The organism is Enterococcus plantarum, assembly GCF_001730295.1.
Classification (GTDB): domain Bacteria; phylum Bacillota; class Bacilli; order Lactobacillales; family Enterococcaceae; genus Enterococcus_L; species Enterococcus_L plantarum.
The window spans coordinates 15,348-40,798 of the sequence record NZ_MIKA01000004.1; the positions used below are offsets into that span (position 1 = coordinate 15,348).

Sequence of the window (25,451 nt, forward strand, 5' to 3'; positions counted from 1 at the left end):
ATTTCTACTATTATTATAGAGGTTTTTTGAGCGGAAAGAAAGGGCTGTTAGTTTGTGACAGTTGTCATGGCTTTATTTTTAGTAAACACAGTTCAAAAGGTTCGCCACCTTTATTTTCCCTCATGCAAGGAATCAGTTATTCAATACTCATCCATTTTCTAATACCAAAACTTATTAATTTAAAAAATCTAACAATTAGTTTAATATTGTGTATATAAATCATTTATTATTTGGTATCATTATGATTAGAGAGTATATATTTAATATATTTCGAAAAAAATCAGACATATGCGCTTATTATCAATACCCATTTTTAATAGGCAAATAAATGAACTTCTAGCATTCAGAACCTGTGTGAAAGTTAGTCACGCTAGCAATCATCGGTAACTGTAATACGTTTTTTTACCAGTAGTTTAGCGTTCTGTATTGAATAGAACCAAAAAGGAAAATCAAACCATTTTTTAGTTAAAATTGTTAGTAAAGACTTCATTATCCGATTTTTTTACTAGCATAAAAATAAAAGAAAGAAGGCCTTATGACCATGAAAAAATTGATCAAAAACAATTTACATGAAATACGAAGTAGCACGAATATCACACAAGAAGAGTTAGCACAGAAAGTAGATGTCTCTATCCAAACAATCCAAAGTATAGAAAAAGGAAAATACAAACCTTCTGATTCTTTAGCGTTAAATATCGCCAATTCATTAAATAAAGAAGTATCAGATATTTTTTCTTAGATCTTTAAGGATCAAGAAAATAATGGTACATTAGCTTGATACCTTGTCTAACTTATTCTTAAAATATGTGAATCATCAAAAATACAGACTACGCTCATAATCAAGTGAACCAAAAAAGTTTAACTTTTTCGGAGTAGAAAAATCTACTCCGTTTTTTTCTGCGATGAAATTATATATGAAACTACTTGTTGTACTAATTTTCGACATTAGATAGGACTTTCCCCGTTTAATTTCCTTTTCATACATCCATAAATTTATCGGAGGCTGTGGATGGTCCGCTCATCTTTTTTGGGCTCTTTGATGCAATTACGTTCTTCAGGTGTTTCTTCGCTTACGGTTTCTTTTATATTCACATTTTTCTTAGTCAAAGTTAGCGGATATCCTTTCATTTTCAAGGATCCCTCAATACCAAATTTTCTAGCTTTGCGTATCTATGATCCATATTTAGTTAAAATTTCTGATACATAGTTTTGAATCGTTTCGCTAGACAAAAAGACTCTTCCAGCTAGTTGACTGGAAAAGTCTTTTGTCTTGTTTCTTAATCTTCGATATATGTCCATTTAAAGTCATATTTTGCGCCTGTTGAGTGGTAAACAACGTCTTTGACTTTTTCAGAACGAAGATGTGCTTCAGCTTTTTGATACAATGGGATAACGCCCATATCGCCCATAATCACTTTTTCTGCATCTAACATATCTTGCCAGCGTGCTTCTGGATTATTTGCATTTGTTGTTGAAGCAGCATCTACTAATTTGTCATATTCTGGATTTGAATAGTGTCCTCTGTTATAAGAATTGTTTGTCGTAAATAAATCTAGGAAACTACTTGGATCAGCGTAATCTGCTCCCCAAGCACTAACTGCGATTTGGAAGTCACCTTTATTTGAGCGATCTAAACGAACAGAGAATGGTACTGGACTAACGGATACTTTTAATCCATCTAGTGTGTCAGACAATGAGCCTTGAAGATATTCAGCCATCTTCTTAGCATTGTCAGTGTCATCAATCAATAAATCAACTGATAACGTAGAAATACCTAATTCATCTTTGGCTTTCTTCCATGACTCTTTTGCTTTATCAACATCATATACAACTTCGTCACCTGATTCTTTCGCGAAGTCTTCATCTGTTTTTGGATTAACAGCTAAACCTTCTGGAACAAGACCAATCGGAACAGCAGAACCATTTGCCAAGATTTGATCCACTAACGCTTTGCGATCGATCGCATATGAGATTGCTTTACGCAAATTCACATTGCGGTAAGGTGAGCTTTCTTCTCTTTGGTTTGGTTCAAGATAGAAAGTTGAGGCACCTTTTAAAACGATATAATCCGGTTCGTTTTTCATTTGTTGTGCTAGTTCGCCAGATAGCGGTACTTCATCTGCTTGACCATCTTGGAATAAGTTTAATGAAGTTGGTGCTTCTTTTACTACATCGATTGCGACTTTGTCTAATTTAACAGTGTCTTTGTCCCAATATTTGTCATTTTTTGTGTAAGACCAGCTTGTATCTGTCCCAGGACCATCAAAATCAGTTAATGTAAATGGACCATTATAAGCTGCTTTATCGCTTGCTGTTGTATAGTCTTTACCATATTTTTCAGCAATATCTTGTCTTTGTGGTAAAAATGAAGGGAACGCTAATAGATAATCAAAGTATGGCGTTGCTTTTTCTAAATTGATTTCTAGTTCATAATCCCCAATTGCTTTGATTCCAAGCTCTTCTTTTTTCATTTCACCTTTAGAGATCTTTTCAGCATTTTTTACAGAATTAAACATATAAGCATATTCTGATCCGGTTGCAGGATCAACCGTTCTTTGCCAGCCATAAACATAATCTGCTGCAGTTACAGGCTTGTCATCTGTCCATTTCGCATCTTCTCTTAATTTGATTTTATACGTCAGACCATCTTCACTAACTTCTGCCATTTCAGCTGCGCCAGCTGGTTGAGGTTTACTTTCTTTGTCTAAGCGGTAAATCCCTTCGTACACATTATTCAATGCAACAAAACTTACTTCATCCGTTGCAAGTGAAGGGTCTGCACTTGGCATTTCTTGTCTTTCAATAAATCTAAATACTTTTTCATCACTACCTGAACCGCTATCGGCATTTTTAGCGTTTCCCCCGCATGCAACTAGGGCGATGCTCGATACTGTAATTAAACCTAGTAAGGCACTTTTCTTTAATTTCATCTAAAAAACCCCCAATTTTAATAAAAGCTATCAAGAATATATCAAAGTTTTAGGCTCGTCACAATTAAAACACTACGATGAGTTTAGTAAAAATATTCTGAATTTTTTCTAATTTTTATGATAAAAAAGAAGCAACCTCTCCAAGGGAGTTGCTTCTTTTGACTTTACTTATTTAGCGTAATCTACTGCACGTGTTTCCCGGATAACAGTCACTTTGATGTGTCCTGGATAATCTAGGTCGTCTTCGATTTTCTTACGAATATCTCTAACTAAACGAACAGCTTCTAAATCTGTGATCTCATCTGGTTTGACCATTACACGAACCTCACGACCAGCTTGTACTGCAAAACTAGATTCAACGCCTTCAAATCCATTAGAAATATTTTCTAAATTTTCTAAGCGACGAATGTAATTCTCCATTGACTCGCTACGGGCACCCGGTCTAGCAGCTGATAAAGCATCTGCTGCTGCAACTAATACTGAAATAACAGAAGTTGCTTCTACATCTCCATGATGTGATGCTATTGCATTAATCACTGTTGAATTTTCTTTGTATTTCGCGGCTAATTCGGCACCAATTTCAACATGGGAGCCTTCGATTTCATGATCTAGCGCTTTACCAATATCATGTAATAGACCAGCACGTTTTGCTAATTGGATGTCTTCACCAATTTCTGCGGCTAGGACACCTGTTAATTTCGCCACTTCGATTGAGTGATTCAATACGTTTTGACCATAACTTGTACGGAAACGTAAGCGACCCAAAATCTTAATCAAATCTGGATGTAATGTGTGAGCGCCAACTTCAAAGGCAGCTTGTTCACCATATTCACGAATGCGTTCATCCATTTCTTTACGAGATTTTTCAACCATTTCTTCAATACGCGCTGGATGAATTCGACCATCTTGTATCAATTTTTCAAGCGTCATACGTGCGATTTCTCTGCGAATTGGATCGAATCCAGAAAGTACAACAGCTTCCGGCGTATCATCAATAATCAAATCGATTCCTGTTAAGGTTTCTAGCGTACGAATGTTACGTCCTTCACGGCCAATGATTCTTCCTTTCATCTCGTCGTTTGGTAAACTAACAACAGAGACAGTTGTTTCAGAAACTGAATCAGCTGCACAACGTTGAATCGCTAGTGAAAGTAAATTTTTAGCTTTACGATCCGATTCTTCTTTTGCACGTTGCTCAGATTCTTTGACCATTACAGTTAACTCGTGACTTAATTCTTCTTCTGTCGATTTCATGATGATATCTTTTGCTTCGTCTTTAGATAGTGAAGCAATACGTTCTATTTCTTGATGTTGCTTTTCAACTAGTTCTTCTACATCTTTTTCTCGCTCATCAATTAATTGCTGTCTAGCACCAAGTTTCTCTTCTTTTTCTTCCAGTGAGTTTTCACGTTTTTCAAGAGAATCATCTTTACGATCTAACGTTTGCTCTCTTTGTAATAAACGATTTTCTTGAGATTTAAGTTCTACTTTGCTTTCTTTCAACTCACTTTCAATTTCTGATCGATACTTCTGGTTTTCTTCCATAGCTTTTAATAAAGCTTCTTTTTTCAGAGTCTCTGCTTCTTTCGTAGCACTTTCGATTATGCCTTCTGCAGAGGACTTTGCACCATCTATAGCCTTTTCATGACGTGATTTTGCAACGACTAACCCTAAACCAAGACCGACAATTACACCGATGATAGCGAGGAGAATTTCTAAACCCATTGTTTCCACCTCCGTACTATCTTCAAATTTTCAATATTCATGTAGTTTTCTGATAAACTATAATCAATTATCAATATGTCTACTTGCATACAGGTAAAAGTTATATACTAATATTTGTATACAACTTTATTCTAATGTTTGTGCACCAGTGTGTCAACTTAAAAAAGCCCTCTCCTATCGAAAGAGCTCTGGTAGTGAAAAGAATTTCTACTACAAAAAAAAACAAACCAACAAAAAGCTTTTGATAGCCTTTAGTGGTTTGTTTCTAAATCTGTATTATTATTCATCAAGAGGAAGTTCTTCTTGCGCTTGTTCTTCTTCAACAAAAGCTGTACCATCACCGATGCCGAATGCATCACGGACACGTTTAGAGACTTCTTCTACCATTTCTGGATGTTCAGTCATGTAAACTTTGACGTTTTCACGTCCTTGACCGATTCGTTCTTCTTTATAACTGTACCACGCACCACTCTTATCAACAATATCTTTTTCGACCGCCATATCAAGTAATTCTCCTTCTTGAGAAATCCCTTGGCCGTACATGATATCTACTTCAGCTACTTTAAATGGCGGTGCCACTTTATTTTTAACAACTTTGATTTTTGTGCGGTTACCGATAATATCTGTCCCTTGCTTCAATTGTTCTGCACGTCTTACTTCTAATCGAACAGTTGCGTAGAATTTCAAAGCACGACCACCAGGTGTCGTTTCAGGATTACCAAACATGACACCAACTTTTTCACGAATTTGGTTAATGAAAATGGCGATTGTTTTTGTCTTGTTAATTGAACCTGAAAGTTTACGTAAAGCCTGTGACATCAAACGTGCTTGCAAACCAACATGACTTGCTCCCATCTCTCCATCGATCTCTGCACGCGGTACTAAAGCCGCTACAGAGTCAATTACAACGATGTCGATTGCGCCACTGGAAACCAATGCATCTGCGATTTCTAAACCTTGTTCACCAGTATCTGGTTGTGAAAGAAGTAACTCATCAATATTCACACCCAATGCCTGCGCATATTGAGGATCTAATGCGTGCTCTGCATCGATAAATGCAGCAGTTCCGCCTTGCTGTTGTACAGATGCGATCGCATGTAATGCAACAGTCGTTTTACCAGAACTTTCTGGTCCATAGACTTCAACGATTCGTCCACGAGGATAACCGCCAACACCTAATGCAACATCTAATGCTAGTGAGCCACTAGGAATAGTCGAAATTTGTTGATCGATCTTTTCCCCTAATTTCATTACTGAGCCTTTACCAAAATTCTTTTCGATTTTTTTTAATGCGGCATCTAAGGCCACTTTACGATCATCTGCCAATCGATAATCCTCCTTATATATAAACGATTTAAGTTCCTTTTCAATACATATATCATAACTGGTTTACTTAGAAAAAGCAAGAGAAAAACGAACAAACATTCGCCTTTTTAATTTTTCTTAACTACCGCCCTTCGAACCAGGTCTAAGCCTTTCATCACGGCACTTTGACGAATATACTTTCGATCACGATTAAACTGTTGAAGTACAGCTATTGTCGGTTGACCTTTTTGGGCTAAACCAATCCAAACAGTTCCTGCTGGCTGGCCTTCTAATTCATCTGGACCTGCTACACCTGTAAATGAGACAGCTAAATCTGCCTCTGCAACCTTTCTTGCTTGTTCTGCCATAGCGATTGCACAAGCTTCGCTAACGGTTCCTTCTTTTTCAAGTAATTCCGGATCAATCCCTAGAAAACGTTCTTTTGTCCCTATAGAATACGTAACAAAACCACCTTGGAAAATTTCTGAAACACCTGGTATATCTCCTAAGGTACTCTGGAACAGACCTGCCGTTAGACTCTCCGCAGCTGTGATCGTTTTTCCAGATTTTTTTAATTCGTCTACTGTGACTTTTACTAGGCTATTGTCATCACCATATCCATAGAAATACTCGCCAACTTTATTCATCACTTTTGCTTCTAAATCATCTAACAACTGCTGACCAGTTAATTCATCAGCAATTTTAGCTGTTAAGCGTAATGTCACTTCATTTGGTTTGGCATAGGGGGCAATCGTCGGGTTGGTTTGGCTGTCGATCAACTCTTTTAATTCTGTCACTAGTTGTGATTCGCCAATACCGTAAAACCTTAACACTCTTGATATTAGCTGTTCTGCTTGCGGAAATAGGTCTTCCAATAGCGGCCGGGCATTCTGTTTAAACATCGGGTTTAACTCATTCGGTGGCCCTGGCAATAACAGATAGGTCGTCTCGTTTTCCGTGATCAATGTTCCTACTGCTAGTCCTGTAGGATTTTGAACCGCAATCCCACCCTCAATCATCAAGGTCTGTCTCAAATTGTTTTCGGTCATTTTATTCTTTGAAAACTTGAAAAATTCATGAAGACGAGTAAGTGCCTGCTCATCTTGAACTAAAGAACGATGAATATGTTCGGCTACAGTATCTTTAGTCAAATCATCGTCTGTCGGTCCTAATCCACCACATAGAACGATTAGTTCACTGCGGCCATCAGCTTCAACCAATAATTGTTCTAGTCGCTTCGGATTATCTCCTACAACGGTATGATAGTACACCTCAATTCCCAAATCTGCTAATTCTTCTGATAGAAACGTCGCATTTGTATTGACAACTTGTCCTAATAATAACTCTGTACCAACTGCAATGATCTCTGCTTTCATTTTTCTCCTCTTCTCTGATAAGATACGTAAATGATTCTTATTTCATTTTATCACAGGAATTTTTTTTATTACTACCAAACGCCTTTATCTGCTTTATAATCTAAAACAATGGTATCACTATCATTTATATAATATTATGGTACAATTTGTATAGTGAGTTAAAGGAGGAAAAGGAGAATATGGCAGTATTTATTGCACTTATAAGCTTTTTAGGAATACTAATTGGAGGCTTTCTTTCATTAAAAGCACTTTTCAAAAAACAACCAAAACAGAAGGCATTACTTTTAACGGGTGCTAGTTTTATCGTAATGATCGGCGCTGGATTTGCACTACCCGCATCTCCAAGCATTGATATTGCGGGCAAATCAATAGAAACAAACGATCAAGGAACCGCGACAATTGAAGGAAAAACGAATGATGAAAGCGAGATCACTCTTGGTGGCGAAAAAGTCGAAACAAAAAACGGTACTTTCTCTTATAAAATTACATTAAAAGATGATCAATCACAAAAGCTAACCTTTGTTGCTTCAATCGGCGATAAAGACAAAGCTGAAACTATCGAAGTCAAACCTTCCAAAGCATTTGTTGCTTTTTTAAATGAAGCAAAACAAGATCAGGAAACAGTAAAAAAAGCTGAAACTGCCCTAGTTTTAGCTGAAAATAAACCTACGCAAAAAAATTATAATGAAGCCGCAACACGTATTACTTCATTAACTAATGAACAAAAAGATTTTACCCGACGGTTAGCCATCGTAAAAGACAATGTCCCGATTTACGAAGCTGTTGAACTAGCAGAAACAAACCAAACAAAAGAACATGTCGATTCTGCAACTGCCTTAGTTGCAAAAGCAACCTTAAATAAAGACTCTTTGCTAAAACGTTTGACAACTGTCCAACAAAAAATTACTGAAAAAGAAAAGGCAGAAAAACAAATTGCCACTGCTCGTGAAGCCGTAGAAAAAGCAGAGCAGGAACCGACAGATGATCATTACAATCAAGCAATTGCTAGAATCAAAGAACTGCCAAATGGCAATGCCGAGTTAACTAATCGAGCAAACAATGTAAAACAAACACTTACAAATCAAAAAGAAGAAGCAAAAAGAGTTGCCGAAGCACAGAGGAGAGCTGAACAAGAAGCCCAAAAAACAGCTGAACAAGCGCAAGCTGCCGCTGCCGCTCAAACACCAGAAACTCCTGCTCCAGATACACAAGGGATTGGGCAAACTGTCTTAGTTACACCAACTGGTTCTAAATATCATAATCGCAAATGCGGCAATGGTACCTATACTCCAGCAACGCTAGAAGAGGCACAAGCAAGAGGCCTTACCCCTTGCTCTAAATGTTTTTAAAACTAATCATAAAAAATAGGCACTTCCCATCTAAGGAAGGCCTATTTTTAACGTTAAATCAATGTGTAAACAGATAAGCAGAAACCAAATACAAAATCCAAATATGCAATGGATAGAAGAAATAAAAGAAGTTCTTCATCCCTCTTCCTTTTTCACCATTAAACAATAAAATCGGAATCACAGCAAAAATCATCATCCATTGTGTTGATCCTTGAGAAAAGAAAAATAGAGCTGCTATCACAATCAACAGACATTGCAACCAACGTTGATTTCTTGCTAAATACATCAATGGGATTAGCAATACCATAAAACTATTTTCTGTAAACAGCAATGCTGGAATAAAATTCACACCCCAGACTGCAGCCATGATCGTATTTGGATTTGACAAGAGTGAAAATAAAATACCCGATGAGATGACTGGAAATAGTATAATAGCAACGCCTAATAAAATTTTCCCGATTTTTTTACTTGAACGACCTTCAGAAATTTTATCGATTCCATACATCATTAATGTTCCAACTAAAAGATCACGAAAAATATTATTCATCAACTGAACTTCTTCGTATCCAACAATATTCTGAATTACAAAACTGCCTAATGCCATAAGTACCATGCCTAAATACAACCGCATTATATATTTTTCTTTGCTTCTTGTATGACTAAACCCCACCACACTCACAAAGAAGAAAAGCGTCGCAACAGGTCGCCCAAACCAATCAAGCCAATTCGGCGCCCCCATCGGAACAAACATTTGATGAATATGATCGATAAACATCAGAACAATGCCCATTATTTTTAAATCAAATGTCGTAAATCCCTTAAAATTACTCGTTGTTAAACTATTCATTCTGATACGCTCCTCACTTATTCACCTAACATATTATAAACTAGATAGTTCTTTTCTACCTTAGAATTACCTTTCAAGAATCTTTCAATTTTGTCATTCGAAAACGAGTAGAAAGGGTAATATTTGATGATCCAAATTAAGAGGATTTACATGATAGTTACAGGACTAAATACTATGTTAACAGCGTTGCCTAACACACTTAATTCATGTGCGAGTGAGAATCAATTGAGGATTTTTTTCTTTTAGACCTAACAAAAGTCTAGCTTTTGAGATTGATAAAATTTCGGATTAAGAAGATGGAACTACAGAATCTGAGTGTTATGTTGTTTTGTTAAATAAAGAAGAGTCGATGCAAGTTTTCTTAAGCTTAGGCAGATCAAGTATGATTAATTACATTTTTTTAATGCAATGTAGACTCCCGAAAAAGTTTATTTAATTAGTATGAAAAACTGTAAACAACACTCAAAAATTAACGAGTTTGTTTACAGTCTGAGCTCATTATAATTACTTACGTAAAAAGATTGTGTTCATTTAGAACCACCAGTTGTTGTTGCAGCCAGTTAATCGAGTGCTATTGTTATACCCATTCTGACCACATTTAGCGCTCCAATTATAGCAGGCCCTGTTATTACTTCCATATACTTGGTTATTGACCCCAAATCCTTGAATGACTTTCATTTCTTCCATAGTTAATTCTTCAAATGATTTTCCAACCTTTTGTAAGGCAGTTTTATTTAACATAGATTTCAACCTCCTTGTTTAGTTCATTATATTTTACTATTTGTTCATTGAGAAGTAAAGTTGAAAACATTGAGATTCGTATAGGTTGAACAGATTTTATATCAACGCCGGGAACCTTCATATATATATCATGATAGTTGTTTAGAATATGCTTGTCCGGTTGGGTAAAAAGTATAAAGAGAAAAAAAAATGAGCCTGGACATAACTAAAAAGGTTATATTTCAGGCTCTTAGTAACCGAATAAACGGTGGGCGCAGAAGCAACTCCTTCGGAAATAAACACTTCTGTCCCAACCTCAAATGCTAAATTATCTGATTTCATATGATGATTTTATTGAGCTATGGTTTCAACCGTACTATAAATTTTAATTGGTATATGGAATCCATCGCCTGAAACGGCTTCTACAGTTATTCTATCTCCAATTTTCAAGCTAATTGGACCATTGAATTGAGAATTTGTTGAATAGTCACTCGCTCTATTCGATGCCCGACCAACGTATTTACCGTTCACTAATATTCTATAATAAGAAGCATTAGGATGTTTTGTTCCAGAAATATGAACAGCGCTATCTGCTGCTACAGGATTCACACTAAATGTTTCAGAAGGAATTTTATCTGGCTGAATGACTCCTTGTTCTACAATTGTTTCAACTGTTGAATAAATATTTTTTTCAACATAGAATCCATCACCTGAATAAGCTTCAACTGTAACTTTGTCTCCAACAGACAAGGCAATTGGATCATTCTTTCCAGATATATTTACGTAACTAGTAGAATACTTTAACTTCCCATCAATATATCGGGTTCCCGCTTGTGAAACATAACGACCGTTAACATACACGGAATAGGATGTCCACGGCGTAGATATCGCTGTACCACTAATATGTTGTAAACCTGACTTTACAGAATCGATTGTTATCTGATCTTGAATACTCGTCTCTCTATCCTGTTCGGAAACCTCTGTAGCATAGCTTGTTTTTCCTATGAATAGACTTGAAAACAAACCTAAAGCAATTACTGAAACTAGAACTAATTTTTTCATCATTTGTACCTCCTATTTATAAGTTAAATTTATAATAGCATATAAATATAAACAAATTATAAACAAATAGAAAATAATAAACAACTTAATGAGTTGTAACTGAGGGAGTAGACTATAATGAATGTAGAGGGTAAGAAACTTTCAAGAAGCGTTCGTTACTACTTCTTTATGTCGGGATCAAACATTATTCATAAAAATTTGATAAGAAATATAGACTGGACCATGCAAAAAAAGGATCAAAATCAGAATTACGTGCTAAAAATAACTATTTTTGGTACAAGCACCCCTTGTACTTTAAATCATTTTCTCTGTGTATGTTATACTGTACTCATTATAAACACCAAAGGAGTTTGCTTATGATTATTGTCCCTACAAAAAAATCATTACCACTTTTCAATGAATTTCCAGTCTCTACTAATACCTTAAGTTCAACTGAACGATCCTTTTTCTCTTGGCATGCTAATTATTTTACTTTAGATAGAAAGAAAATTTTAGTGTTAGTTAATGATCTTTCTTTTTCTCCAATCGTTTTAGCTGACATTAACGCTAAAAATAGTCCACAGCTTTCTCTCTATATAAAAGAAGGTATTGAACATGTCTTTAGTTATAGTACAGACAAATCGTATCAAATAAAAAAATATTTTCTGAGAGCTGGTAGAATGGAAATTTCTTATGCTTACAATCGCTCTGTTATGAGTATCAACAATAATATGATTCAACTGTTAAAATCTTATCCTGAAAATATTGACCAACGTTTACGTTTACAAATTTCTGAAATGGAATTTCTTGCAAACATTCCTTACCGTAGTATGACCCCTGAATATTCTTTCAGTACTGAAGTAGTTAAAAAAGAGTTAGAAAAGTTATAGACTGAACAGACGCAAAAAAGTTAGACCACAAATCTAATTTCTTGGGATCACTACAGACTTCCTAACTTTTTAGCATGCTGCTATGAAAAATAATGGACTATTTACTCCAATGAACATGACAAAATTTCAATTAGAAGATTACTATATAAAGACAGATAAAATCTCTATATTAAAAAGGTGATAGATGTAGATATTTTATACCCTCCAAACTATAATAAGTATTATCGACTTTTATAAAGGAGCTTTTGCATGTTCAAATTTAAGCGCAACATACCTCTTATTACTAATGATAGTAGATTATTTGCAAGTTTAATGGCTTTTTCTGGTGGAGCTATTGACGTTTATTCTCATATTTATTTTCATGGTTTAGTCGCAACTCAAACAGGAAATGTCGTCTTATTGGCATCAAATGTCTCTCAAAAAGAATGGTATCAAGCTATGCCAAAAATTCTTTCTATCTTGACATTTACAATAGGTTTTTTAATGTGTATTTGGATTAAACATAGTAATTCTAATAGTTATTGGCGTAGTTATACGATGCTCCCTGTTATATTGACTAGCTCCTTAGTGCCATTCTTTTCAGAACAATTTGATTTGATCAAAATAGGGTTTCTTGCTTTCGGATCTGGGTTAATTATGTTAACTTTCACTGGAAGTAAAATTGAAGATAATCCTTACACCATCATGATGACATCAGGAAATTATCGTAAAATGCTCAATCAGTGGTATCTCCATTTTAAGTCAAAAGACAAATCATATAAAATAAAGCGTAGTGCGCAAAATTATACAATTGTGGTCTTGGCATTTCTAATTGGAGCTTTTTTACTAGCATTCACCAATGTTTTTATAGGAAAGTATTCTATTTTTTTGGCTACATTCACATTCTTGTTTTCTTTTTTTATTGAAATCCTTCATGCAAAAAAACATCAGAAACAAATTAATAATAACTGATTGTTATAATTTATTAAAACATGTCGAACAAACGTTTAGTATTAGATATTCGTTACAGAAAATACCTGCATATTATTCGGTTAATAAGAGAGATTATGGCTTTATAAAGATTAATTGATTCTATTCAAGCTGTTGTTCAGATTGCAATCATTGGCGATATGGGTACTTTTACGAGAAACTGACATAACATTTTTATGTCGGTTATACCCTATTCGAGTTTTATTACTTATGACCGTAACTTTTGACAGTCAATTTTCCTGATTCAGACTGATTGATTTTATTTGCTCGATCCTTTTAAGTTCTCATAGTCAACGCTTGAGAAAATAGGAGTAACTACATTTTCTCATCTTCAAAGTCATTACGACTAATTTTTTTATACTTTAGTATTACTCGTCCGATTCCAATTGAATGAAATTTACGTTAAGTTCTTCATCCAACTCTAATATCATTATGTCTTCTATATTCGGAGTACCATTATCTGCCAATATTTTAGTTAGCTCATTCTCTGTCAGTTTCGATCTATTCGTCTCATCTTCATTTACTTTACCATCAGAAATGATTAAATAGTTTTTTTCTGTGGCTTCCTTCAAAATAACTGACAAGCTTCCATTTTTCTCAATGGTCCCTACTTCAACTTGTGTTATAGATCCTACTCCTTGAGTTCTCAACATTGAATACAATTGATCGATGGTTAAACTGGCTTCTGTTAAGGAATTTTTAACAATCGACCCCTTTTCCAAAACTCGAATAGTTCTGCCATCGAGCAATTCTGAAATCTTTGGAAACTGTTTTCTTACATAATAAAATGATATAGATATTAATCCCCATATAAACATTACAATGATAAACATTCCAATTGTGATATCTTGAGAATAGATAGTTCCCCCTATTATTCCTCCCAAAATATAGTTTTGAATTTGATCGATAGGCGATTGAGGTGCTAATGTCGTTTTACCAGTTACTTTAATAATAGCTGTAGCCATTAGCAAACCTAATAATAATTTTATAAATGTTTCTAGATAAAACATGTTATTTCTCCTTTTTACTGTATTATAAAGAGCCTGGGACATAACTAAAAACGTTATGTTTCAGGCTCTTAGTAACCGAATAAACGGTGGGCGCAGAAGCAACTCCTTCGGAAATAAGCCGAAATTCACAAAAATTTGAAGAGCAATTTTCGTAAATTCCTTCTTATTTCTCGGAGTTAAACATTTCTGTCCCAACCTCTTAAATTTAATAGTTTATTGAACTCTTGACTCTGTAGCATCTTTTGCTTTCGCTACACCGTTACTTGCCATTTTTTTGGCTTTTTCTGTTTGTTCACTTGTGAAATTGCTTACTGATTCGGTTGCATCACTTAAACGGTCTTGAACGGTCGTTGAATCTTCTTCATATTGCTCTTTTGATTTTACGTCTGTTACAGTTACATTCACTTCCACTACTTTAAGAGAAGTCATTTTTTCTACTTCTCTAGAAATAACCTCTTTGATTTTTTCATATAACGCTGCGATATCTCTGCCGTATTCGGTTACAACATCTAAATCAACTGCAACTTGTTTTTTCCCTACTTCAACATCGATTCCAGTAGTAACATCTTCCCGATTAACAAGCTTATTAGCAACGTTTGAGAAAAAACCGCCTTCTACTGTTAGTAATCCATCTACTGACTCTAACGCAATCCCGATTATCTTTTGGATCACTTTATCATCATAAGTAAGTTCACCCTTGATTTCATTTACATTTACTTCTTCTTTTTTTTGTACATTTTTGTTATCCATATGCTCAAATCCCTTCTTTTAGCTAATTTATTTATAGTTTTACTTTCTTTTGTTAGAAAGAAAGATATCTATCCATCTCTGTGTACTCGCATACCATCCCACAAAACCACCAACAATAACAAATACGATAATTAGAACCGTTTTGAAAAAACCTAACGTCAATATCAATAGTGCAATCAACAAACCTGCTAGTGCACCAATAATAGGACCTCGATATGTTTCCCATATTTCATCCATATGTTTCCTCCTATTTCACCCGATTATTATTTTCTGGTTGAGGTTTTTCGAATTTAATTTTGATTGAAATTTTTACATCAGGTCCAATCAAATCGTGTAGTTGAGTTTCTAACTGTTCACTCCATTTATCAGTTTTTCCATATAGATCTGAAACTATTTGAAAATCACCTTTAACTTTTATCTTTATCTTTTTTTGACTCATTGTTGCTTTCACATTTGGATTTTTCATCAATTTCTCTGCTGCTAATGCCTCAGCAACAACTCCTTCAACCGCCTTTTTGCTAATTCGTAAAACGCCATCTGTTTTTCTAAATTTAAATTGGCTCAATTTCTTTGGATAAAATATCGTAACCAACATTAGAACAAATAAAACAATGAAGACACTACCTGCGAGATAGAATGTGATTGTAGGGAGCCATTCCCCAACTAATGGATACTCATCCAGATTTAAGAAGTAAAATGGTATAGATACGTATGTTTGATTAGATACTATTACTGAAAAACACAAATACATAAATAACAAAAGAAAAATAGCAACAATTGTTTTTTTTAGTTTACTCAAAGTGAACCTCCTGTCAATTATTGTCTTTATTTATATCTATATATAAAAATAACAATAATTTGCTATTTCTGTCAAAAGGTATGCTTCGGAGTAGCTAGTTGATTAATGAACATAACAAGCAAAAACAGCGCTTAATGATAGAACTATAAAAGTGCTTTCTACCTTTAAGATTATATTTTTATGCCTAAAACGACGGTTTTAGGGAATCATCTAACTAAGCAAATCTGATTCAATATGCTTAGATCAAATCCTGATCCTTTACCTAAAACCAGCAATTAGAAACTAAAAAAAGCGTTCAAACAAAACTTTTCACAGCTTTGTTTGAACACCTCGAATGGCTTTCTATTGATGAACACTAAAACGTTGGTTAGGATGTGTATTCTTTTCGATTTCATCTACCATCGCAATTGCATAATCAGCGTATGAGATATAGCTCTTGCCGTCTTTATCTACTTCTAGTTCTTCTCCTGCTATCACATATTTGCCTGTAATTGGGCCTTCTGCATCAAATTCTGCTGCTGGGCTAATGTAGGTCCAATTCAATCCTTTGGATGCTTCCAATAAGTCTAACCCTTTGCCCATTGCAGTCGCTAATGGTTTAAATGCTTCAGGAAAATCTGGTGTTTCGCTTAAACGAACCGTATGTTCTGGATTTACAAATAAGCTTCCAGCTCCACCAACAATGAATAAACGCGTTTTTTGATTTGTTAAAATATCGATCAAGTGTTGTGTTGACCCTGTAAATTCGCTCACATCACCCCAGAACCCCAAGGCACTGACTAAGACATCAAAGTCTTTGACATCCTCTGTTGTTAAGGCATATACATCTCTTTCAATTACAGGCGTGCCATCTGTGATTTTAGCTGCATCACGAACAATAGCTGTCACATCTAATCCTCGTTTTTTTGCTACTTTCAAAATTTCTGAACCTGCTTTTCCATTTGCTCCTAAAATTGCTACTTTCATGATGATCTTCCTTCCTTTTAATGAAACTTTTTTTGTTACATTTTATTTTAAAAAGAGAAGAGACCGTTCAAGTCTCTTGTTGCTTGATTTGATGGATTACATCCGACAAATTAATCTCTTTTAGTTCTGCTTCCATGCTTTGCTGAACCTTTGCATATTGCACTTCCAAAGCCGTTTGGATAGTTGCTCCGACTAGACAGTTTGGATTAGGATTTTGGTGAATATTGAATACTTCATGATCTAATTCAACTGCTTCATAGATATCGTAGAGAGAAATATCTTCCGGTTTTTTCAATAAATACGTTTGCGTGGCACCTCTGCTTGTATGAATGAGTCCAGCTTTTTTTAGCTTACTCATCAGTCTTCTAACAACAACTGGATTTGTATTGACACTTGCAGCAATCAATTCAGAATTGACACGATCGGGTGGTCCGATTTCGATCAAACTGAGGATATGGATCGCCACACTTAATTTTGTCGACATGGCCATGTCTATCACTCCAACTCTTAGTAACAAAATAAGTTACATTTAAATCTTACTGCGTTTTCTTGTAATTGTCAATGAAAAGTATTCGATTATTTTAAGTTATTCACATAGTTAGCAACGAAATCCCTATTTCTAAACGACTGATCGCAAAAAACGACTTCCAACTTCCTCACACCTCAATTCCAGAAGGTACTAAGTTGAAAATCGTTTCAAGCAGTGATCTAATCCATATAAAAAGGATCTGTCTCTTTCTTACGCACTATCCAAACATATGCAATAAAACTACCCATACATATAAGCAGTAACGCAACACCTGTCAAAAATCCTTGCGGTAAAAAGACAAATTCAATTTCATGTTCTCCAGCACTTACTGGTAAGGTCAAAAGGGCCTGCTTAAAAGTAGGAATAGACACTTTTTTCCCATCAATATATGCCTTCCATCCCTTATCATATGGGATACTCGTAAAGAGGACTTGATCTTGATCCAATGATACTTCCGCCTTCGCTCTACGTCCTTCCACTTTAAATTCAACCCCGTTATCCTTGATTGCTTCAATAGATTGACTGAATTTATCAACATCTAATAACGCAACATCGGGTTGAACGATTTGAAAAACATTTTGCTTTTTAACATTGGAAATAGTCATTTTAAATGTAACTTTTTTGGCTTCTTTATGGTAACCTAAGGAGTAATACTGCCCAGTCTCACTAACGGAACTGTCATACACCACACCATCTACTTCTAACTTCAACGTCGGGCTCCCAAAGGTTCTATAATCTACTGGAAAAATACTGACATATGCCTGTTTATTAGCTGGCACCTCTACTGTCCATTCCAAAACCATCGGTTCATTTTGTTTTTTAGGAATATAGGTCACAACATCCGTTTGATTGATTCGTCCCTTTTCTTCACGTATGTTCACCATATTCACTTGCTCTAAGTCACTAAACGTAAAGAAATCTTCGTTCGTTTTCGCTAAATGATTCAAGAGTGTTGCTTGAGATTCGACTGCACCAGGTTCATAGATTGCATCATCTGTCCACATCCCTAAAGGCAATGCATACTTATTTTCATAAAGTGCATACTCTTCTTTTTCAGAGATTTTACTATAACCAAATTTCAGAACATCCTCTTTCGCTAAATTGTATTTTATCCCTACTAATGAATCCATCAAAAGAGTATTGTTGGCATAACGAATATTCAAGTTCGTTCCTAACGATCGATACCCTAATCCGTTCAAATAGTACGACGAATGACGATTTCGAATGGAGGAGAACATACTGACACCGCTATATCCATAATTAAACGCATCATTAGGTGAAACAGGATTCAAATTTTCTAAACGATAGAACGTGTCATTATCATCTTTCGTTTGATCCACTAGTTCTTTGATTGGTTGATAGGGATCTGCATAGTATTTTCGAGCTGGATAATGCCACTCCGTTTGGATTCCCTCAACGATACCATAACTATTAAGTCCCGCCTCTACACAAACCAATAGAATAAAAAAGACCCCAATGCCCTTTCTAAAACCGTTTTTTCTTTTTACTAAAGCAAAAAGGAACAAGTAACTAATTAAAAAAACGAGTGTCCAAATAAAATTGATTGATTGAATATAGGTATAATCACCTTGACCCGTCATAAATTTTACCGCCATATACGTGCCTATCAAGCCCAAAACAATGGTTACCAACTGATCAAAATCATCAGGCTTAAATTTTTCAAAACCGTAACCTGCTAGGACTAAAACGAAGAAAGAGAACAAAAAACTAAATCGAAAATTAAACATGTTTGGCGTATGCATCCCTTGCCAAAAGAGATTTAGCGGTTCTAAATAGAAACTCGCCACTAAGACAAGCAGTAGACTGCCATAGCAAATTTTTTGGCGTAATGCTACTTTCTTCGTCACAAAAAAGAATAGACAAAAAACAACTGCCAACAAACCAATATAAATAAAAGGAGTTGACTTAACCTTCGTACTATCATAGATCCCTACCATATTTTTGATCACTAAATCCCAGGGACCAGTGTTTTTTGTTTTCAATCTAACAATTTTACTAAGTGCTTCACCATTGTTTCTCAAATCTAGTAAAGTCGGTAAAATCATGACCATTGATGCCCCACCTGCTAAGAGTGATGTGATCAAATACATTGGAAAACGAGGCAAATATTGGGAACGGTTCGTCAACAAGCGTGCGAGAAAATAGCCAAAAGTAAACACCCCCACCATAAATGCCATATAAAAGTTTGACACAAATAAAAGAAAGTAGCTAACAAACAAAAGAACTGGCTTTTTTTTGTCCATTAAACGGTGAATTCCCAAAACAATCAAAGGTAAGTAAAGCATAGCATCCAACCACATAAGAATTTCAGAATAAGCAATAACAAACGACATCAACGCATATGAAACACTCAATACAACATGATTCCACTTAGGCAAACGAAACGTCTGATAAGAAAAAATCCAAAATGCTCCGCCCAAACTACCGATTTTCAACAGGGTCAGGTAATAAAGAAAATCTGGAAGCTGAAGACTTGAAAAGAATAGAACCAACGGACTAAATATTCCGCCTAAATAATAAGCAATAAAGGTCCAATAATTCAACCCCATCGAACTATTCCACGTATAAAAAATACTTTGATCGCCTTTAAATACGTTGTTTAAACTAGCATAAAAATTAACATATTGAGAAAAAGCATCACTCGCTAAAATAGTTCGATGCTCACTTCCTGGATAAATACCGATTTTTGCATATACAACAACCATGATCAACATCGGCAACGCTAGACTCAATAGTATATAAAGACCATTATCTTTAATAAATAAATGAATTTTCTTTCTCATACTAACCTCACTTTACAGTTTAATGAACAAATCCAAATCGATTGAATGGATAAAATCTAAAGTTAACCACCCCTTCAATTTGATCACTGCTAACAAACCCAATCGAACGACTATCTTTAGAATTGGAACGGTTATCCCCTAAAACAAAATAGTGATCCTTCGGAATTTCTTCTACATTACGTAATAAATTCAAAGTAGGTTCCTGTGCAATCCTCACTACTACAGTGCTATCTGGTAAAACTCCGGCATCGATCCATTGGGAAAGATCCACATCGTTATCTAGATGCTCAACTAGATACAATTGGTCATTCTTGACAAAGATACGATCCCCAGGTAATCCAATCACGCGTTTGACATACGACTCACCCAGCCCATCTTTAGGTTCAAAAGTCACAATATCATAGCGCTCAAATTTTTTACTTTTGTGAACAAGCAAGCGGTCTCCATTTTGGAATGTAGGATCCATTGAATGACCATCCACAAAATGAGCGCGATAGTTTAAAAGAAAATTGATACAACTAATAGCAAACATCAGAAATACGAGTGTCTCTAAATAATTGGAGCGTTTCGCTCGTTTATTTTTCCCCATTGTTTTTTTTATTTTTTGCTTTTTAGAACTCTGAATTTGGTTTTTCTTCTCAGATGACCGTCTTTTTCTTTTTTTGGGGGGATATGGACTTTTTCGGTTTACCTTATATGCTTCTTCCTGCTGTTTTTTTCTTAATCTTTTCGGACCCATATCATCTACCTATCTTTTCTACAATTTCATCATTTCATGAAGTGGGAGTAATTTCATTGTAGCAACACCTATGATATCCTTCTCGTCAACGAGCCCGTAATATCGACTATCGGTTGCGAAAGTGCGATTATCCCCTAAAACTAAATATTTCCCTTGGGGTATCCTTCCTAGAACTGTTCCTGGTATATCTTCTGTACTAAAGTCTTCTGTTAATTGGTACCCTTCTTTTTTAGCTTTTTGCAACTCTTCAGTTAAAAAACGCTCCACTTGTTCTTGCCCATTAATCAACAAAGTATCCTCTTTGTATGTTATTTTTTCTCCTGGTAGACCAATCACCCTACGAGTAGAAACTTCTTTTGAACGTTTTGGCACATGAAAATAAACAAGGGAAAATCTTTTGATTTCTCCTAAACGATTAACGAAAATACGATTCGGTTCTTTCAAATTCGGAGCCATTCCAAAACCTTCTATTTGTGGAATCACAAAGGTCAATAAAGACACTAGGTAAATGAGCAACACAGCTATTGTGAGACTGGAAATCAATTCTACAAGTAGCTTCTTAATTCTTTTTCGCTGCCTTTTTTTTCTTTGTTTCAATGATTGCTTTCTAAAGTGTTTTTGTTTCACAGATTTTTTAGAAGCAGAATGAGGTGGCTGGCCCCTTTTCCTATTTCTACCTTTTTTTTGTTGAAGAACTTTTGGCTTATTTCTACTCATTAAAGAACCTCCTTAACGTGCGAGAAAATAGCTATTTATTTCCTTTTAAAGATGCTTCATTGATTCGGAAATACTTTAATACTTTTTTCTGATTGTCTTGGGTTTTCTTCAAGTCTGCTTTGTACCCGTCTAATGTTTCTTGGTCGCTTAATGACTCTACCGTTTGACTTCCCATATTCACTCCTAATTCTTTCATGTTTGAATATAGGCGATTCAATTGTTTTTGCCCTTCTTCAGATAATCGTCCATTTGCAGAATGTGCCCCGTAACTAGCGAGTCGCGCCGATAAATCATATAGCGTTCCTTGAACTTTTTTAGGGTTATCTGTCCCCTGTACTTGATTCAGTTGCTCCTCGATACCTGAAATTAAAAAGTAGCCTTGGACCAACGCATCTGAATCTTTTTTTCCTAGATTGGTTGCTTGATAATAACGACTGTAAAACGCTCCACTTAGTCCGATGATTCCTATCAATAAAAACGTTATCACCCAACGAATTTGTTGTTTGCGTTTTTTCATCAAAGCACGGCAGGCTCTCTTCCATTTTTTCAGTTTAGGCTTTCGTTTTGGCTTCTTGACTTTCAGTCGACGAATTTTTTTACCCGTTTGCATTGTCACCACCGAAAAGATAAGCATAAATACAAAACAGAGGATAGCTAAGGAAAGTAATCCTATAAATAACCAATCTAGTATTTCCATTCTTCTAGGCCTCCTCTAGTACTCATTAATTCTTCTTTTTCTTCTTTGGTGATGAAGTTTTTCTTTTGCCTTTTTTCTTTTTAGTATTTTTTTTCATCAGACGGATCAAAATGAAAATAATGAACACTAAAACTAAAATACCACCCACAACGATTGCGATCAGTACCCAATCAATACCCGATTCTTGGACTAAGGTCAAATCCTGCTCATTAAATTTATCCGCATCTTCATCAGTAATTTTAAATCCTTGCTCCCACTGCCAACGATCACCAGCCTTTGTCGTTACTAAGATTTTTGCCCGGTAATCTCCTGGTACCATTTTTTCACCGTTCATTGATACTGGGAAATCGATCAATGTATTTGGTGCCATCCGCATTTTGGCTTTTTTGGTATCGTATAAAACTTCATCTGAGCCCTTCCCCATGATTTGAACCTCTACGGTCATATCATTAATATAAATTGGTTGAATATTTGAAAAATTAATGAATACTGAATTACGATAGTTATTTAGCTCAGGATAAACTTTATTCAGTTTTAAATCTGGTTTTATTTGATCTGTATCCCCTTCACTTAATTGAATACCCGTTTGATAAACGAATTTATTTTTGATCATTCCTTCATCAGATTTAGAGTCTAATCCATCTTGATCTTTTTCTGACAGACTGACCGCTCCTGTAATATACCCTTCAAAAGAAGCATCAGGTACTTTCAGATCTAAATCCAATATTTTTTCACTTTTCGGTGCTAAAACTACTTCTTTTGGTCCTGTTACGATGTCTTTAAAATCATATTTTAAAGAGGCATCGTTTTTCATTTTATTTTCTCCATACTCAATAACGCCATTACTATTGGTTTTGGCGCCATTTAAGCTAACTAAAACAGTTGTTTCCTTATCTGCTGTATTTCTCATTTTAATTTGAAGCTTTTGTTTTTGGCCTGGTGTTACTCTTAAATCAAAGTACCCTGCTTCGGGATTATGTTGGTTTTCTGGAAGTATGACTTCATAAGAGAAACCGCCAGAATTTTGACTTCCTTTCGATGCTTCTGCCTGAACCGACTCTGCAGAAACAACGATGATTGCAACTATGTATAGTAAACCTAGCAGTTTAATCGCTACTTTTTTTAGCATTAAAAATCCCTCTTTCTATTCTTGAAAATAAGAGGGTGGGACAAAACGATGGATTCGTTTTGTTTCACCCTCTAACTATTGATAAAAGACTAGTGAAGCGAGGATCAGACAGAAGTATTTAACCTTGAGACCAAGCTATGACTCGTAGCATTATATCTCAGTCTCATTTTTTACATTATCCTCTCTAGCCTCTTTTTTAAAACAGTTCTCTACGGTGCAGCAGTGATGGCCCAAGTGATTTCAGCTTCGTATTTAGCTTCTTTCAAAACGTTGTCTCCAGGAACTTTCAATGTCACACCATCATAAGCATCTTTACCAGCTTTGGCTTTTTCGTTTGTGTCAAACATTAATTCAAACACACCAAACCCTTTACCTTTTTGATCATTTGTCAAAATTGTTTGTGCTTTTGAACCATCTTCAGCAAATTCTAAATCGGAAACTGCTTTTACAGCTGCTGAAGTAGGCAAAGTAGCTTTATTTGTACCTGTTACTAAAGAAACATTGTTGTACGTTAATTTTGAACCAGTCAATTCAGAAGCAACTGCTCCTGTACTTGTAAATTGTTTTGTCAGTGCAACGGAAATGCTGTAGAAGTTCTCAGCAACGTTGGCACGAACATCTCTAAAACGGACAAAGTGAGCTGTTGTTTGAGTACCATCTGTGAACGGTAACGCTTTGTATGTCTTTTCAGAGTCATTCGCAATAATATCGTGCTTATCAAAATCCATATCTGTTACTGAAACAATTTTCAATGCAGATGGATCAGGATTTTGAGTTGGCTCTGTTAATTCATCACCTGATGATTCACCTGGTGGTAGGTTCGTTGGATTTGTTGTTAAATCTGTTTGGAATTCAATATTTCCTTTTCCTTTTTGTTCAGGTGCTGCTTTTGTTGCTGATGGCATTGCAAGACCTACGCCGACTGCTGCTAATAATGCAGCACTTGCTAATTTGTGTGTAGTTTTCATTTGTATTTCCTCCTAATATTTTGGACTATTTATGGTAGCTCGGATAAAATCCAAGTTATCACCGTTTGATAAGTTACCGGATCTTTTTTCGTTGCCCCCGGTATGGACAACTTTAATGCGTCATTTTTATACATTGGTTTATTATCAAAGTTCGGGTCCATGATTGGATTCCCTTCTTTGTCTAAACGTGGTGTTAGTGACTCCTTTTTCCCCTGATCATTTTCGGCAGAAGCACCAAATATAATAGACCAAGTACCTTCTCCAGAACCAGGTTTAGCTTCAGCTAAATTATATGTTTGCCCGATATTGTCAATTCGAATCACATCTTTTTGCACAATTGGTGCTTCTTCTTTACTTCTGGTTGAATTTGCCCAAGACTGATCTAAGGAAATCACGGCACCGTTTAATTCTTTGTTTTCAGTATTGTCATTTTTGAATTGTGTTTCTTGACGAACCTGTAAACTCCACCCTTTACCAGTCCCACGATAATCAGACACTTGTACAAAATTGCCTCTGGCTCCAAGTTTTCCATGGAACAGTTGCGCATTTCCTAAATACACAGCATCCGTTGTGGTTTTCTCGTTTTGCCAAAATTCAAACTGAGGAACAAAATCAATTCTCAGATCACCTTTTGTAGACGGGCTGTCTCCTGGATCTACTTCATTTTCTGGGTGTTCTGGATCTTTGAGTATTTGATCGTATTCCCCTTCAAACTGAATTTTTCCTGTTCCGTGCCCAGTTGTTTCTGCATATACAGGCACTGATCCTTTCAAGAGCACAACTAAGAAAAACGGCAACATCAACAGAGGACCCATTTTTATTCTTTTCATTCTGTTAAGCCCCCTTTTCCTCAGTGTTTTCGCGCTCTTTCTTACGTTTCAGATAGAACAGAATCAAAATGATTGCAACTAACACAGCCCCGCTGATTCCAAGGCTGGCTTTCACCAATTCTCCTGTTGACGGATATCTCCCTACAGGTTTTTGACTCGTTGGTTTTGACGTAGTTGAGGGTGTCGTACTTTGTTCAGTTGAGCTATTAGATATACTTTCTTCGTAAAAGGTAATTCCGCCATTTGTCTGAACCGCTCCGCCGTTTTCTTCAGCCATTCCAAACAATGGATAGCTGAAAAATAGGACAACCGCAACTACAGAGACAAAGAAAGCTGAAAATAAATGTTTTTGATTCATTAT

At 35.6% G+C, this 25,451-nt stretch carries 25 protein-coding genes; 4 read left to right on the top strand and 21 right to left on the bottom strand.

Annotated elements, in window-relative coordinates; translation table 11 throughout:
* Positions 1–535: 535 nt before the first annotated feature.
* Positions 536–739 carry a helix-turn-helix transcriptional regulator gene (locus BCR22_RS02460; RefSeq protein ID WP_276205046.1) on the top strand — a complete coding sequence of 68 codons (204 nt, stop codon included), beginning with the start codon at positions 536–538 and terminating at the stop codon, positions 737–739.
* A gap of 538 nt (positions 740–1,277) precedes the next feature.
* Here BCR22_RS02460 and BCR22_RS02470 read toward each other — a convergent pair.
* The 4 genes from BCR22_RS02470 to BCR22_RS02485 form a co-directional block, all read right to left on the bottom strand.
* Positions 1,278–2,930: a peptide ABC transporter substrate-binding protein gene (locus BCR22_RS02470; protein WP_069653417.1), complete on the bottom strand. Its 1,653-nt coding sequence runs from the start codon at positions 2,928–2,930 to the stop codon at positions 1,278–1,280.
* Positions 2,931–3,098: 168 nt separating this feature from the next.
* Positions 3,099–4,655: a ribonuclease Y gene (rny, locus tag BCR22_RS02475; protein WP_069653418.1), complete on the bottom strand. Its 1,557-nt coding sequence runs from the start codon at positions 4,653–4,655 to the stop codon at positions 3,099–3,101.
* 279 nt (positions 4,656–4,934) lie between these two features.
* Positions 4,935–5,981 (bottom strand): recombinase RecA, encoded by a 1,047-nt coding sequence (gene recA, locus BCR22_RS02480; protein WP_069653419.1) that lies wholly within the window; start codon positions 5,979–5,981, stop codon positions 4,935–4,937.
* A 107-nt stretch (positions 5,982–6,088) separates the two neighbouring features.
* A complete protein-coding gene (locus BCR22_RS02485; RefSeq protein ID WP_069653420.1) occupies positions 6,089–7,336 on the bottom strand; it encodes a competence/damage-inducible protein A in 1,248 nt (415 codons plus the stop codon).
* Positions 7,337–7,515: 179 nt separating this feature from the next.
* Here BCR22_RS02485 and BCR22_RS02490 point away from each other — a divergent pair, with 179 nt between their 5' ends.
* On the top strand, positions 7,516–8,685 hold the full coding sequence (locus BCR22_RS02490; protein ID WP_069653421.1) for a hypothetical protein: 1,170 nt from the start codon (positions 7,516–7,518) through the stop codon (positions 8,683–8,685).
* A gap of 58 nt (positions 8,686–8,743) precedes the next feature.
* Here BCR22_RS02490 and BCR22_RS02495 read toward each other — a convergent pair whose 3' ends face one another.
* The 3 genes from BCR22_RS02495 to BCR22_RS02505 form a co-directional block, all read right to left on the bottom strand.
* A complete protein-coding gene (locus BCR22_RS02495; RefSeq protein WP_069653422.1) occupies positions 8,744–9,532 on the bottom strand; it encodes a TraX family protein in 789 nt (262 codons plus the stop codon).
* Between the two features lie 531 nt (positions 9,533–10,063).
* The gene (locus BCR22_RS02500; RefSeq protein WP_069653423.1) at positions 10,064–10,273 is read right to left on the bottom strand and encodes a mersacidin family lantibiotic; all 210 of its coding nucleotides are present in this window, start codon (positions 10,271–10,273) and stop codon (positions 10,064–10,066) included.
* A 330-nt stretch (positions 10,274–10,603) separates the two neighbouring features.
* Entirely contained in the window at positions 10,604–11,314 is a 711-nt protein-coding gene (locus BCR22_RS02505) for a hypothetical protein (protein WP_069653424.1), read from the bottom strand.
* 356 nt (positions 11,315–11,670) lie between these two features.
* Between BCR22_RS02505 and BCR22_RS02515 the strand changes: the two genes are divergently transcribed.
* Both BCR22_RS02515 and BCR22_RS02520 read left to right on the top strand, forming a co-directional pair.
* Positions 11,671–12,183, top strand: a complete 513-nt coding sequence (locus tag BCR22_RS02515) for a DUF6933 domain-containing protein (RefSeq protein WP_069653426.1) — start codon at positions 11,671–11,673, stop codon at positions 12,181–12,183.
* A 249-nt stretch (positions 12,184–12,432) separates the two neighbouring features.
* Positions 12,433–13,134: a YoaK family protein gene (locus BCR22_RS02520; RefSeq protein WP_069653427.1), complete on the top strand. Its 702-nt coding sequence runs from the start codon at positions 12,433–12,435 to the stop codon at positions 13,132–13,134.
* A gap of 386 nt (positions 13,135–13,520) precedes the next feature.
* Here BCR22_RS02520 and BCR22_RS02525 read toward each other — a convergent pair whose 3' ends face one another.
* From BCR22_RS02525 to BCR22_RS02590, 14 genes are all read right to left on the bottom strand, one after another.
* Positions 13,521–14,162 (bottom strand): DUF421 domain-containing protein, encoded by a 642-nt coding sequence (locus tag BCR22_RS02525; RefSeq protein ID WP_069653428.1) that lies wholly within the window; start codon positions 14,160–14,162, stop codon positions 13,521–13,523.
* Positions 14,163–14,375: 213 nt separating this feature from the next.
* A complete protein-coding gene (locus BCR22_RS02530) occupies positions 14,376–14,912 on the bottom strand; it encodes an Asp23/Gls24 family envelope stress response protein (protein ID WP_069653429.1) in 537 nt (178 codons plus the stop codon).
* Between the two features lie 39 nt (positions 14,913–14,951).
* Positions 14,952–15,149, bottom strand: coding sequence for a DUF2273 domain-containing protein (locus BCR22_RS02535; protein ID WP_069653430.1), 198 nt, complete (start codon positions 15,147–15,149; stop codon positions 14,952–14,954).
* Positions 15,150–15,159: 10 nt separating this feature from the next.
* A complete protein-coding gene (amaP, locus tag BCR22_RS02540; protein WP_069653431.1) occupies positions 15,160–15,711 on the bottom strand; it encodes an alkaline shock response membrane anchor protein AmaP in 552 nt (183 codons plus the stop codon).
* Between the two features lie 342 nt (positions 15,712–16,053).
* Positions 16,054–16,677 (bottom strand): NAD(P)-dependent oxidoreductase, encoded by a 624-nt coding sequence (locus tag BCR22_RS02545; protein WP_069653432.1) that lies wholly within the window; start codon positions 16,675–16,677, stop codon positions 16,054–16,056.
* Between the two features lie 67 nt (positions 16,678–16,744).
* Positions 16,745–17,167: an Rrf2 family transcriptional regulator gene (locus BCR22_RS02550; RefSeq protein WP_069653433.1), complete on the bottom strand. Its 423-nt coding sequence runs from the start codon at positions 17,165–17,167 to the stop codon at positions 16,745–16,747.
* Positions 17,168–17,385: 218 nt separating this feature from the next.
* Positions 17,386–20,010: a YfhO family protein gene (locus BCR22_RS02555; RefSeq protein ID WP_069653434.1), complete on the bottom strand. Its 2,625-nt coding sequence runs from the start codon at positions 20,008–20,010 to the stop codon at positions 17,386–17,388.
* Positions 20,011–20,029: 19 nt separating this feature from the next.
* Positions 20,030–20,749: a signal peptidase I gene (gene lepB, locus BCR22_RS02560; protein WP_069653435.1), complete on the bottom strand. Its 720-nt coding sequence runs from the start codon at positions 20,747–20,749 to the stop codon at positions 20,030–20,032.
* Positions 20,750–20,767: 18 nt separating this feature from the next.
* Positions 20,768–21,466: a signal peptidase I gene (gene lepB, locus BCR22_RS02565; protein ID WP_083241726.1), complete on the bottom strand. Its 699-nt coding sequence runs from the start codon at positions 21,464–21,466 to the stop codon at positions 20,768–20,770.
* A gap of 31 nt (positions 21,467–21,497) precedes the next feature.
* Positions 21,498–22,163, bottom strand: coding sequence for a hypothetical protein (locus BCR22_RS02570; RefSeq protein WP_069653436.1), 666 nt, complete (start codon positions 22,161–22,163; stop codon positions 21,498–21,500).
* Between the two features lie 25 nt (positions 22,164–22,188).
* Complete coding sequence (locus tag BCR22_RS02575; protein ID WP_069653437.1) at positions 22,189–23,292, bottom strand: WxLIP family cell surface protein; 1,104 nt, start codon at positions 23,290–23,292, stop codon at positions 22,189–22,191.
* A 209-nt stretch (positions 23,293–23,501) separates the two neighbouring features.
* Positions 23,502–24,260, bottom strand: a complete 759-nt coding sequence (locus BCR22_RS02580) for a WxL domain-containing protein (RefSeq protein ID WP_069653438.1) — start codon at positions 24,258–24,260, stop codon at positions 23,502–23,504.
* Positions 24,261–24,289: 29 nt separating this feature from the next.
* Positions 24,290–25,090 carry a WxL domain-containing protein gene (locus BCR22_RS02585; protein ID WP_069653439.1) on the bottom strand — a complete coding sequence of 267 codons (801 nt, stop codon included), beginning with the start codon at positions 25,088–25,090 and terminating at the stop codon, positions 24,290–24,292.
* Between the two features lie 4 nt (positions 25,091–25,094).
* Positions 25,095–25,448 carry an LPXTG cell wall anchor domain-containing protein gene (locus BCR22_RS02590; protein ID WP_069653440.1) on the bottom strand — a complete coding sequence of 118 codons (354 nt, stop codon included), beginning with the start codon at positions 25,446–25,448 and terminating at the stop codon, positions 25,095–25,097.
* Positions 25,449–25,451 lie beyond the last annotated feature (3 nt).

What these genes read in the sequence shown, in the direction of transcription:
- BCR22_RS02460 (WP_276205046.1), top strand. Translation starts at nt 536, where the DNA reads ATGACCATGAAAAAATTGATCAAAAACAATTTACATGAAATACGAAGT.
- BCR22_RS02470 (WP_069653417.1), bottom strand. Translation starts at nt 2,930, where the DNA reads ATGAAATTAAAGAAAAGTGCCTTACTAGGTTTAATTACAGTATCGAGC.
- rny (WP_069653418.1), bottom strand. Translation starts at nt 4,655, where the DNA reads ATGGGTTTAGAAATTCTCCTCGCTATCATCGGTGTAATTGTCGGTCTT.
- BCR22_RS02485 (WP_069653420.1), bottom strand. Translation starts at nt 7,336, where the DNA reads ATGAAAGCAGAGATCATTGCAGTTGGTACAGAGTTATTATTAGGACAA.
- BCR22_RS02490 (WP_069653421.1), top strand. Translation starts at nt 7,516, where the DNA reads ATGGCAGTATTTATTGCACTTATAAGCTTTTTAGGAATACTAATTGGA.
- BCR22_RS02495 (WP_069653422.1), bottom strand. Translation starts at nt 9,532, where the DNA reads ATGAATAGTTTAACAACGAGTAATTTTAAGGGATTTACGACATTTGAT.
- BCR22_RS02500 (WP_069653423.1), bottom strand. Translation starts at nt 10,273, where the DNA reads ATGTTAAATAAAACTGCCTTACAAAAGGTTGGAAAATCATTTGAAGAA.
- BCR22_RS02505 (WP_069653424.1), bottom strand. Translation starts at nt 11,314, where the DNA reads ATGAAAAAATTAGTTCTAGTTTCAGTAATTGCTTTAGGTTTGTTTTCA.
- BCR22_RS02515 (WP_069653426.1), top strand. Translation starts at nt 11,671, where the DNA reads ATGATTATTGTCCCTACAAAAAAATCATTACCACTTTTCAATGAATTT.
- BCR22_RS02520 (WP_069653427.1), top strand. Translation starts at nt 12,433, where the DNA reads ATGTTCAAATTTAAGCGCAACATACCTCTTATTACTAATGATAGTAGA.
- BCR22_RS02525 (WP_069653428.1), bottom strand. Translation starts at nt 14,162, where the DNA reads ATGTTTTATCTAGAAACATTTATAAAATTATTATTAGGTTTGCTAATG.
- BCR22_RS02530 (WP_069653429.1), bottom strand. Translation starts at nt 14,912, where the DNA reads ATGGATAACAAAAATGTACAAAAAAAAGAAGAAGTAAATGTAAATGAA.
- BCR22_RS02535 (WP_069653430.1), bottom strand. Translation starts at nt 15,149, where the DNA reads ATGGATGAAATATGGGAAACATATCGAGGTCCTATTATTGGTGCACTA.
- BCR22_RS02545 (WP_069653432.1), bottom strand. Translation starts at nt 16,677, where the DNA reads ATGAAAGTAGCAATTTTAGGAGCAAATGGAAAAGCAGGTTCAGAAATT.
- BCR22_RS02550 (WP_069653433.1), bottom strand. Translation starts at nt 17,167, where the DNA reads ATGGCCATGTCGACAAAATTAAGTGTGGCGATCCATATCCTCAGTTTG.
- BCR22_RS02555 (WP_069653434.1), bottom strand. Translation starts at nt 20,010, where the DNA reads ATGAGAAAGAAAATTCATTTATTTATTAAAGATAATGGTCTTTATATA.
- lepB (WP_069653435.1), bottom strand. Translation starts at nt 20,749, where the DNA reads ATGGGTCCGAAAAGATTAAGAAAAAAACAGCAGGAAGAAGCATATAAG.
- lepB (WP_083241726.1), bottom strand. Translation starts at nt 21,466, where the DNA reads ATGAGTAGAAATAAGCCAAAAGTTCTTCAACAAAAAAAAGGTAGAAAT.
- BCR22_RS02570 (WP_069653436.1), bottom strand. Translation starts at nt 22,163, where the DNA reads ATGGAAATACTAGATTGGTTATTTATAGGATTACTTTCCTTAGCTATC.
- BCR22_RS02575 (WP_069653437.1), bottom strand. Translation starts at nt 23,292, where the DNA reads ATGCTAAAAAAAGTAGCGATTAAACTGCTAGGTTTACTATACATAGTT.
- BCR22_RS02580 (WP_069653438.1), bottom strand. Translation starts at nt 24,260, where the DNA reads ATGAAAACTACACACAAATTAGCAAGTGCTGCATTATTAGCAGCAGTC.
- BCR22_RS02585 (WP_069653439.1), bottom strand. Translation starts at nt 25,090, where the DNA reads ATGAAAAGAATAAAAATGGGTCCTCTGTTGATGTTGCCGTTTTTCTTA.
- BCR22_RS02590 (WP_069653440.1), bottom strand. Translation starts at nt 25,448, where the DNA reads ATGAATCAAAAACATTTATTTTCAGCTTTCTTTGTCTCTGTAGTTGCG.